The organism is Vibrio sp. 704 (assembly GCF_033339295.1).
On record NZ_JAWOUH010000009.1, the window covers coordinates 129,945 to 139,185 of the forward strand.

6 protein-coding genes are annotated in these 9,241 nt (G+C 45.6%); all 6 read right to left on the reverse strand.

Going from position 1 to position 9,241, the window contains the following annotated elements:
• Positions 1 to 77 precede the first annotated feature (77 nt).
• Genes R7R24_RS14255 through R7R24_RS14280 form a run of 6 tightly spaced genes read right to left on the reverse strand, consistent with a single transcriptional unit; the run spans position 78 to position 9,150 of the window.
• Positions 78 to 2,216, reverse strand: coding sequence for an ATP-binding cassette domain-containing protein (locus R7R24_RS14255; RefSeq protein ID WP_053809549.1), 2,139 nt, complete (start codon positions 2,214 to 2,216; stop codon positions 78 to 80).
• The gene (locus R7R24_RS14260; RefSeq protein WP_064354595.1) at positions 2,213 to 3,799 is read right to left on the reverse strand and encodes an ATP-binding cassette domain-containing protein; all 1,587 of its coding nucleotides are present in this window, start codon (positions 3,797 to 3,799) and stop codon (positions 2,213 to 2,215) included. Before R7R24_RS14260 ends, R7R24_RS14255 begins: the two co-directional genes overlap by 4 nt.
• On the reverse strand, positions 3,789 to 5,213 hold the full coding sequence (locus tag R7R24_RS14265; RefSeq protein ID WP_064354596.1) for a TolC family protein: 1,425 nt from the start codon (positions 5,211 to 5,213) through the stop codon (positions 3,789 to 3,791). Before R7R24_RS14265 ends, R7R24_RS14260 begins: the two co-directional genes overlap by 11 nt.
• Positions 5,188 to 7,419 carry a response regulator gene (locus tag R7R24_RS14270; RefSeq protein WP_206947014.1) on the reverse strand — a complete coding sequence of 744 codons (2,232 nt, stop codon included), beginning with the start codon at positions 7,417 to 7,419 and terminating at the stop codon, positions 5,188 to 5,190. The genes R7R24_RS14265 and R7R24_RS14270 overlap by 26 nt, the downstream gene beginning before the upstream one ends.
• Before the next feature lie 3 nt (positions 7,420 to 7,422).
• Entirely contained in the window at positions 7,423 to 8,772 is a 1,350-nt protein-coding gene (locus tag R7R24_RS14275) for an HlyD family type I secretion periplasmic adaptor subunit (protein WP_033906830.1), read from the reverse strand.
• A gap of 9 nt (positions 8,773 to 8,781) precedes the next feature.
• Positions 8,782 to 9,150 carry a hypothetical protein gene (locus R7R24_RS14280; RefSeq protein ID WP_191115902.1) on the reverse strand — a complete coding sequence of 123 codons (369 nt, stop codon included), beginning with the start codon at positions 9,148 to 9,150 and terminating at the stop codon, positions 8,782 to 8,784.
• Between the last annotated feature and the right edge of the window lie 91 nt (positions 9,151 to 9,241).

Consider the following 9,241-nt stretch of genomic DNA (forward strand, 5'->3'; position numbering starts at 1 on the left):
GTAAATAGTCTCATCGTTTACATTTTTGTCAATGACCGTGCTCAATTATGAATGATGAACCACACCACATTCCGAACTTAACTTAGACTTTTTAAGTACTTATCGGTTAACCCGAAATACTTCAAGTTGCCATCTGGCTCCAAGACTAAGCTCATATTGGAAGTAGAGATCATGCCCGGATCATTCGTTGAGAAAATAACGGTCTTATTGAGTAGTTTGTCGCTGAATAACCGCTTGAAGTAGTGCGAGTTTTCTTGCTCTGCACCATTAAATGGCTCGTCAATGATAATCAAAGATTGTTCGCAGTTGCCTAGCCCTAATGCGAGCCGCAGTCTTTGTTGAATACCATTTGGTAAACTTTTACAGATATCAACGCTCAATTGAGTGTCCAGGCCTTGTGGCAACCATGTATCGAGCTCAAAGAAACTCACCATTTCACGCATTTTTTCTGTTGGGATTAACCCATTATGCAAGATGAAGTTAGTCTCCAAGGAGCCTTCAAAAATATGCAGGTTAAACGGGATGTAGTTAATCGAGGTTCGATAGCGGTAACTGTTGAATTGTTTGATGTTATAACCGTCCACCGAAACTGAGCCTTGATAGCGTTCCTCTAGCCCAGCGATAATAGAAATGAGCGTCGTTTTACCGCAACCTGTTGGTCCACAAATCACAACTTTTGCGCCCGGTGGAATTTTAAAACCAAGATTAGTTAAGCCTGTTGCCGCACCACTATAACGATGGCTCACACCAGAGCCGACGATACTACCTTGAAAGAGGCGAATAGGGGGGCTTTTCTCTAACGTTAGCTTATCGTCATTCATCGCCATAAGGTTGTTGATTTGCGCAGAAGACGCCTTAATGGATTGGAACTTAGAAATAGAGTTGTAGATGCCCATAATAGGCCCCAACGCCTTCCAGACTAAAATTACGGTAGCAAGCATTGCACCTGCATCGGAGGTGCCGTCCATCACGCCGATAACGGCCGCGACGATACTTGCGGTACCAATAACCTGAATCAAACTCCCGCCTGCTGCCTGAACCCTGCTATTAGTCACTGAAACATGTTCTGCATCGTTGGTGCTTTGTAAATGCGATGCGCTAAAGCGGGACTGGATAACACGCAACAATGGCAAGCCTTGGATAGTTTTTATACCACGAAGAATCTCATTCCATTGGTAAGAAACCATGGCGTTGGCGCGAGAGCTCTTGGACGTGGCTTGCGAGTAGATGTAACGAGAATAAACACAGAACACCAACATTAGAATCAACCCCGCCATAACGACTAGCGCCGCGGTACCAGACATAAGAGCAATGGCAATAATGAATACGATAACAAACGGCATGTCGAAGTAGCTTAATGTTGACTCTGCGGTTACCAAACGGCGGAACGTGTCGATGTCTTTCAAACGCGCTAACTGAGAAGAGACACCTGCGGTGGATGTCATCGAATACGGAAGCCACAACAGTTTGGATATCACGTTTTGAGAAATATGCACCGCCAAATCCTTCCCTGATGTGGCGATGATGTTGACCCGCATTTTCTTGAAAAAGTATTCCGAGAACCCAACAATCACAGCAAATAACGTGAGCCAATAAAGCGTGGCTTGCGAGCTAGAGGTTAAGGCGAAGTTGTACACACTCATAATAAAAAAGGGCTGGAGTGCGCCGAGAATACTGACCACGAAGCTGAGGATAATCAGGCTCTTGAGTTCATTGTTGTAGCGATAAAACGCGTATTTAATCCAGTTACTGCGGTCTTGAGATTCAGGTGGTGGCTCTCGGAACAAGCGCGAGTATTCGCTGATCGAGACCAACAAACATGGCTTCTTGCAGAGCGGGTATTCAATGGTGTTGTTATTGGTGTAATCAAACAGGATCAGCTTGCCGTCTTTGGTACCCAAGAAAATCGCAGTGAGGTTTTCTATCTCGATAAAACAAGGATGAGGGTGCCCCTCGATGTGCTCTAACGTTTTTAATTTGGTGACGTCACAACGGTAACCAAGGCGTTCAATCGTAGCGATAAAACTGTCGCTGTCTTTTGGTTTAGGGATAAAAGCGTCGCTGAGGATAGAAGGTGTGCCTTCCCATTCAAGCGCAATGAGGGTGTAAGCTAAACCACGAATCAAAGGTGACTGGTTGTATCGCTCGTCATAGCTGCGAGCCTCAAAGTCCAACAAGCGCTGAGGGACATTATTAAAATCAACCAGAATACTCATTGGTCACCTCCGGTAAGTTTGACGCGTTTGAGGCGATGATTGAGTTTGTCCATCTTGTTGCTGACGATGATGAGGATTTTGTCGTTGGCACGATAGGCGGTACTGGTCAAAACCAATCGAGCAAAGTCGTCATCATAAACACAGTCGATGTCATCGAAGATCAATACACGTTTGTTCGCAAGTAAGGCACGTACCAGCAACAAGGCATAAGCGACTTGGCGCGAGAATGGATTGCGTAAATGTCCTTTAAGCTCGGTGTAAAAACCAGCGGGAAGGGCATCGATTTGTGCCTTGATGTTCATGGTTTCGCAAAGCGCAAATGCCGTGTTATTTAAGCTCGGGCGGAAACAAGTCAAGTTGTCGATGATGGTGCCTTCGACGAACGAACTGGTTTTGTCGACCATGAGCACGCTATTACGCCAGACGTTGTAGTTGACGTCATCGAGCGGTGTCTCGTTGATTTGGATATCGAGCTTGCTGTCGGTGTTTTGCCGCGTAATGCAATTGGCGAGGTGGGTTTTACCTGCGCCGCTTTTCCCCGTCAGCAAGTAAGCCTGACCGCGTTCAAACTCAATGCGTTGTTTTTCCGAATACTTCACCGAGATGCGCTCGACTTCCGTCGTGTCGTTTTGTTGTTCTATAGATGCAGCAAGCTCAAGCAGCTCGGCGATACGTTGAATATGAAGCTTGTTCAACTCCCATCGACTCACCGTGCGCATTACTTGCTGGTATGGCGCGAAGTAGCGGTTGGTAAGCATGATGATGGCAGCCATGATGCCTTGGCTCGATTGCATGTTGATAACTGCCGTTGCCAAAACCACCACCACACAAGCGATGGAGAGCTGTTGTATGAGCGACAAGATAAGGCTGAAGTTCGATTCAATTTGCTCGTATTTGATGTTCTCGACTTCACGTTCTTCCACCATTTGTGTCATCAAGCTCTCAACGCGATATTCCATATTGCGCGCTTTGATATCGAGTGGGCTAGAGATGATCTCGATGATTTTAGAAGTAGTTAAGCCTTCGATGTCGGATTTGTTTTCTAAGCTGTTGATTTTCTGCTTGGAAAGACTGAGTGCGAACACCGCCAAAATGATGGAGGCGAGCAAGATGGTCACTCCCGCCCAAATGTTGATCACACCGATAATCAGAATGGTCAGTATGCTGACGGCAAGGTTGATCAATGCCCGTACAGATTCTCCGCCAAAGAAGGATTTAATCTCTGGAATGGTCGCAATACGCTCTAGGTATTCACCGGGTTCTAGACGACGAAACTTCGATATCTCAGCCAAACAGATTGATTGAAACACCTTGTTGGTTAAGTTGGTTTCGAATTGCTTCATGATCACCGACGAAATCTTCTCTTCCTGATTCTTTAAGTGATAGTCGAGGAAGATGGTGATCAAGATAATGGCAAACAGAAGAAACAGCGTGTCTTTGGCTTGGTTAGGTAAAACACGGTCAAAGATAATAAGAATCGAAAAGGGCAGCACTAAACCAAACAGTGTTGAGATGACCGTTGAGAAAGTCAGATAACACTTGTCAGCAAAGTTAATCTTTTGGGAAAAGTGCTCAGTTTGCATTGCGACCTCCTTTCTTAATCGATGGTTTAGAGAGAAGGTGTTTTGGAACTAAGTCTTGATTGCTTCTGCCTTCGATATCGCTCATCAACTGCATGATGCTTTCGATGGATTGAACCGATAGCATGCCTTTGATTTGCTCAAGATTGATCGATTCAATGATGTAGTCATAGCGCGCGCTCTCGTAATCACGTAGCGCGCTGAACAGTTTACTTTCCGCTGCCAGTAAGTCGGTAATGGTTCGCGTACCAAGCTGATAGGCGCGTTGAATGCCTTTGTAGGAAGCGTAGTTGGCACGGATGATGTTCTCGTAACTGCTGATGGCGCGGGAGAAGTCATTAATGTTGAGTACTGAGGTGTTAACGCTATTGCGCGTCGCGAACAATGAATCTTGGTACAGCAGCTCGGTTCGCTCGATGGCAGTCGACGATTTTTGATAACCGTAGTAATCCGAACCGCCGGAGAAAATTGGCACATTCAAGTTCAACCCGACGCTGGTCGAGTTACTGTCCCCTGTTGCGGTTGGGTCGGTTCGGTCATAGTTGTTCGCATCGTCGTAACGGTAACTGGCAGAGAGCGATACGGTCGGCACAAAGTTTGAACCGCTTTCTTTCAAGCCTCTTCGGCTGCGCTCGACGGTTTTCTTCGCAACCAATAAGTCGTTATTGAGCTTCAAAGCTTGTTCAAGAATCTCACGTTGTTCGGATTCGCTGATTTCCTCCAAGGGAACACTTTCGTAGATGTCTTGTGATGGGGTGACTGGGTATTGAACTTGAATCTCTAAACCGTTCAAAATTACGCGCCGGTCTTTCTCTAAGGTTCTTAAGCGATTGGCAATGCCTTCTTTCTGGGCAATTACCTCATACAACTCGCTCGCCGCAGTGTTGCCAAGCTCCACGTTGCGACGCATTTGGCGTTCACGTGTTTCAGATGATTTAAGCTCGACTTTGGTGGCTTTGATTTGCGCGTTGTTTTTCAGGTACTCGAAATATTGCGTCGCGATTTCAGAAATGGTGCTCTGGATTTTGTTCTCGTGTTTGATTTCTTCAATGTTGAAATCAAGTTTCGCGGTGCCGTATTTGAAGATGTCGCCAAGGTTAAACACCGATTGCGATAAAGACACGCTGTAGCTGTTTGAGTTGTAGCTAGAACGTGTATCCGGTGTTCCCGTTAATATGGTTTCGTTTTCATTCCATGTGGTATCAGCAGCACCGTTTAAAGAGGGTAGAAACTTAGAACGGCTAATGTCGATGTTGTATTCGTTTTCTTCCACGCCTTTGTCACTAGCGCGCAGAGATAAATTGTTTTCCAAGCCGAGTTTGACCGCCTCAAGCAAGGTGGTTGCCATTGCCGAAGGAGCATTGCTCAATGTAAGCGCTGCCAATACGCAGCTAGTTAAGTTTCTGTACCGCCACATACTTGTTGATCACCTTGATGATTTCGTCGTTTTTATAAGGTTTGCTGATCACGTAATCCATTCCAGCTTCGATACAAGCTTGGTGTTCATTACTGCTGGTCAATGCTGTCGCACCTATGATGGTGCAAGGGTTTTGTCCGCTTTCTTGTTCATATTGTCGAATGCGTTTGGTTGCTTCAATACCGCCCATGCCAGGCATGATGCAGTCCATAAAAATGATGTCCGAGCGCTGATTCATGAAGTGCTGAACAGCGTCTGCGCCATCGCCAACGGTGTCGGCTTCGTATTCTTGCTTGCTCAAAATACGTTTGAGTAGAATCTGTTGAACACGGTCATCTTCCACAATCAGGAATGAGCTGTTCTCCATCTGATCTTCTGAGGCTTCCGCTTCCATGATTGCTAAAAGATTGGGGATAAACTCATACGGAATCGCAGGGGAGTTCAGAATCTTGTCGACAAAGGTATGGCTCTCTTGCGCTTGCTGAGTGCTAGTGACCGAGAGCAGCAACTTGGTGTTCGGGTGATTGCGCAGTTGCGATTTCACCGTTTTGCTCAGTGAGGGCAGCTTGTTTGGCTCGAACGTGTCGGTCAGCATGATGGCATCGTATTCGCCAAAGGTTTTTGCCGCAGAGAAGAGTTCGTTCGGCGTTCGAATTGGCGTAATCTCTAAGCCCAAGTTGACTAACATTTTGCTCATCACATCAATGCGCAGCTGAGAGTTGGCACACAGTAATAGGCGCTTATTGTCGAAGCGAGTTTTCTCGGTGTGGAAGCTTTTGGCTTTCAAATCGAGCTGAATTTGAAAACGTTCCTGATTGCCCGATTGATACCAATGGCTCTCGTAATAGCCATAATCTTTCAACACGCTTTTCGCCAAATCGTCTTTGGTTGCAGTGTGCTGTTTATGGTCGCTCCAGTGTAGGGTATTGAGCTTGGCAAGCGGCACATCCAGCGTGGTTAAGAAGTTTAGATTGATGGTCAGGCGGGTATTTTCAATGTCTGACGCCGCACCTGATTCAATGGTGACAAACAGTTTCTTGTCGGCTTTGAGTTGGATGGCATTTGATAGCTGTAGGAACAACACCCAGAATAAGCTGGTGGATTGTCCTCCAACACGGTTTGGTAGGTTATCCGAGATAAAGCAGTCTAGCTCACCTTCATTTCGCTGCACTTTTGAACTGATGTGAATCATCAATTCAGACAGTACATTCAGCAGTGAAAACTCTTTCGATTTGCTCTCGGTCCCTTGTGAAATGAGTCGGTTGTAGTTCTCTGCCAATTCAGACAGGGTATTGGCAGCCGAGGTTATATCTTGCGCCATCAACACGCCGCTCTCATCGGTCTCTTGAACGAGATATTGCACGCCGCCGTTAATGGTGTTGGTGATGCCACGAATCTCGTAACCAATCAGAGCATAGAGCTGCTTGTAGAGATCGTTATTGCGTTTTTGTTCTTCGAGTTTGCTGAAAATCAGTTTTAGGTGAGAGTAGATCTGACGCTGCTTAGGATTGATGCTCACTTCATTCAGCAACTCTTCCAACCTTTGTAAATCCAGTTGTTTGAGCTCTTGATAAAGCTCATCGAATTCTTGGTCAATGTCACGCTCATTCGAGCTGGATTTTTTCAGTTTAAGGATTGCCACCAAGTTCGATAGCACTGCGATACCAACCAGTACGACAACGACCACAAACAACCAAATGAAGAACTCGTTTTTCTCCATCATTAGGTCACTCGCATGGTTGTTAAATATGGTCCGGTAGTTGTCGTCCATTTGTAGGTAGTTATTGGTGAGCGAGAGGTACAGTGCCAACACATCGTCGCGTGTTTTTTGGCTGTCTGAGAAGCGATTGATTGCCAGTTCAAGCTGCGTGTATTCGGTCGCGCCCACCAAGCTAAACTCGGTTTTGTTGAGTGACGCGAGCGACTTAAATTGGTCAATTTCGTCTTTCAGAACCTCAAAATCAAGCTCTGTTGTACTGCAATAACGTGCGCTTAAACAGCGTTGAAGCGTTTGAATATCAAACTCGATAGTTTGGTTGAGCTGTTGAGCTTGAACCAACAGAGGCGCGTTTTGCACTTTCTCGACTGAATCCACTTTTTCCCAAGAGGTATACAAATAAAAGGCGAGGGCAGCCAGCATCAAGCTGAAAGCGATGCTTAGGCGCATAACAGGAACGGAAATATTGTAAGAAGGTTTGCTACTCATCCATCACCTCTCATCGAATGCGTCTTCGATAGCCGACATAACCGGCTTCGCTGCGTATTCGATCACCCGGCGTGAACCTGTTTTCACGTCTGCGGTAAACTCCATATAAGGGGATAGCTTGTATTGTGTGCCTCCGCGCTCTAGATAGTTTTGACTGATTTGGATTTCCGCGAGGTAGAATTCAGCGTCTTCTTCTTCATAAGAAGAACGGCTGATCGATGCAATTCGACCTTCCAAAAATCCGTATTTGGCAAAGTTGTAGGTATCCATCTTCACTTTGACCGCTTGTCCGATTTCTACAAAACCCATGTCTTTACGCGGGATCTTCGCCTCTCCATGAAGGGCGTTATTGATCGGTGCAATGTCCGCGATGCTTTCACCTGGCGGTATCACAGCGGAGCGGAAGTTGAAGTGCACTTTATCTACTACACCGTCAATAGGGGCGTAAACCACGAGGCGATCCACTTTATCTGAGTGTTGAGGACGCAATATACGTTTCAACTTTAAGTCCTTGTTTGCTTGAATGATTTGCGCTTGATACTCGGCATTACGATTCTCCACCAAGTCTCGGTACTGCTTCTCTAGTTTGTCGAGTTGGAAGCGCTCATTCATGACCGACTCATCAAGGTTTTCAATCTCACGCACCATGTTTGACTCTTGAACCTGCATATTCAGAACATCGACGTAAGACGCCATTTCCTCTTTGTACAAGGTGTTCTTAATATTGAGCTGCTTGCGTATCAAGGAGAGCTGGTTCTCGGAGCTTTTACGGCGCTTGAGCATTGAATCAATAAGCGAATTCTTATGTTGGATATCGTGAGTAATCAACTCTTCATTGGAACGGTTTTTAGAAAATTCTTGCTGCCAGGTATTCATGTTGACTTGCACTAATTCTGGGTACTTTTCGATGTAGGCAGAAAAATCGGGTTCCACCATATCGCGCAGGCTTTCGTAACGAATCTTGTCTAGCTCAAGCTGAATGATCTCTGTGTTTACCGTATCAAGTTGAGTGTTTCTATCCAGAGAGCGAAGGCGTGCAATAGGCTGACCTTCATAAACCACTTCGCCTTTGCGTACTAGCATTTCTTCTAGAATACCGCCTTCAAGGTGTTGCACTTTTTCGATGTCAGATTCGAGCAATAGCTCACCGCGCACCGACACCACAATGTCGATACGAGCCTGAGATGCCACGGCGATAGCCACCATGGAAAGCAAAAAGATAACCAGCAAGGTTTTGTGTACGCTGGTCATTGCACTGGCTAGCACGATTGTATCGTCTGCTGTTACCTTCGAAGCTTCGTTGTTCGAAACGAGTGCCTTTTTGAGGTGATGTTCTATTTGCTTATTACTCATGAGCCACCCCTACGATTTACTACCTGTGCGGCTATCGATTGAATTTTCGATTTTTAACAGCTGGCTAATTTGTTTGTTTACGTTGTTAAGCTCGGTTTTAACGTCCTCGATCAATTCATTAGGAGCAGGGAAATGGTGTTTGTTTAAGTGTTCAAGCTTTGCCAATTTTGGTGGTAAGTCGTCATCACATAACAAGACGAGAATGGTCTTTAGCCTTTTTGAATAACATCTGAGTGCTTCAAAACGGTTTTGTTTATGCAGCATCTCAATATCAATCCCTGCATCACTGAAATCTTGGTAAAAATCGCCTAATAGCAATTGCAGCCCCTTATGGCTGTTGTCGACTGAGCGCAACAGATTTGTCATATTTATCATTATCCCACCGCACTAATTGCTTTAATGACAACAAGTAAGGATCTTTATACTGGGTTTTCAAGTTTTTTTGTTTTTATGGAACTCGAAAGGTATG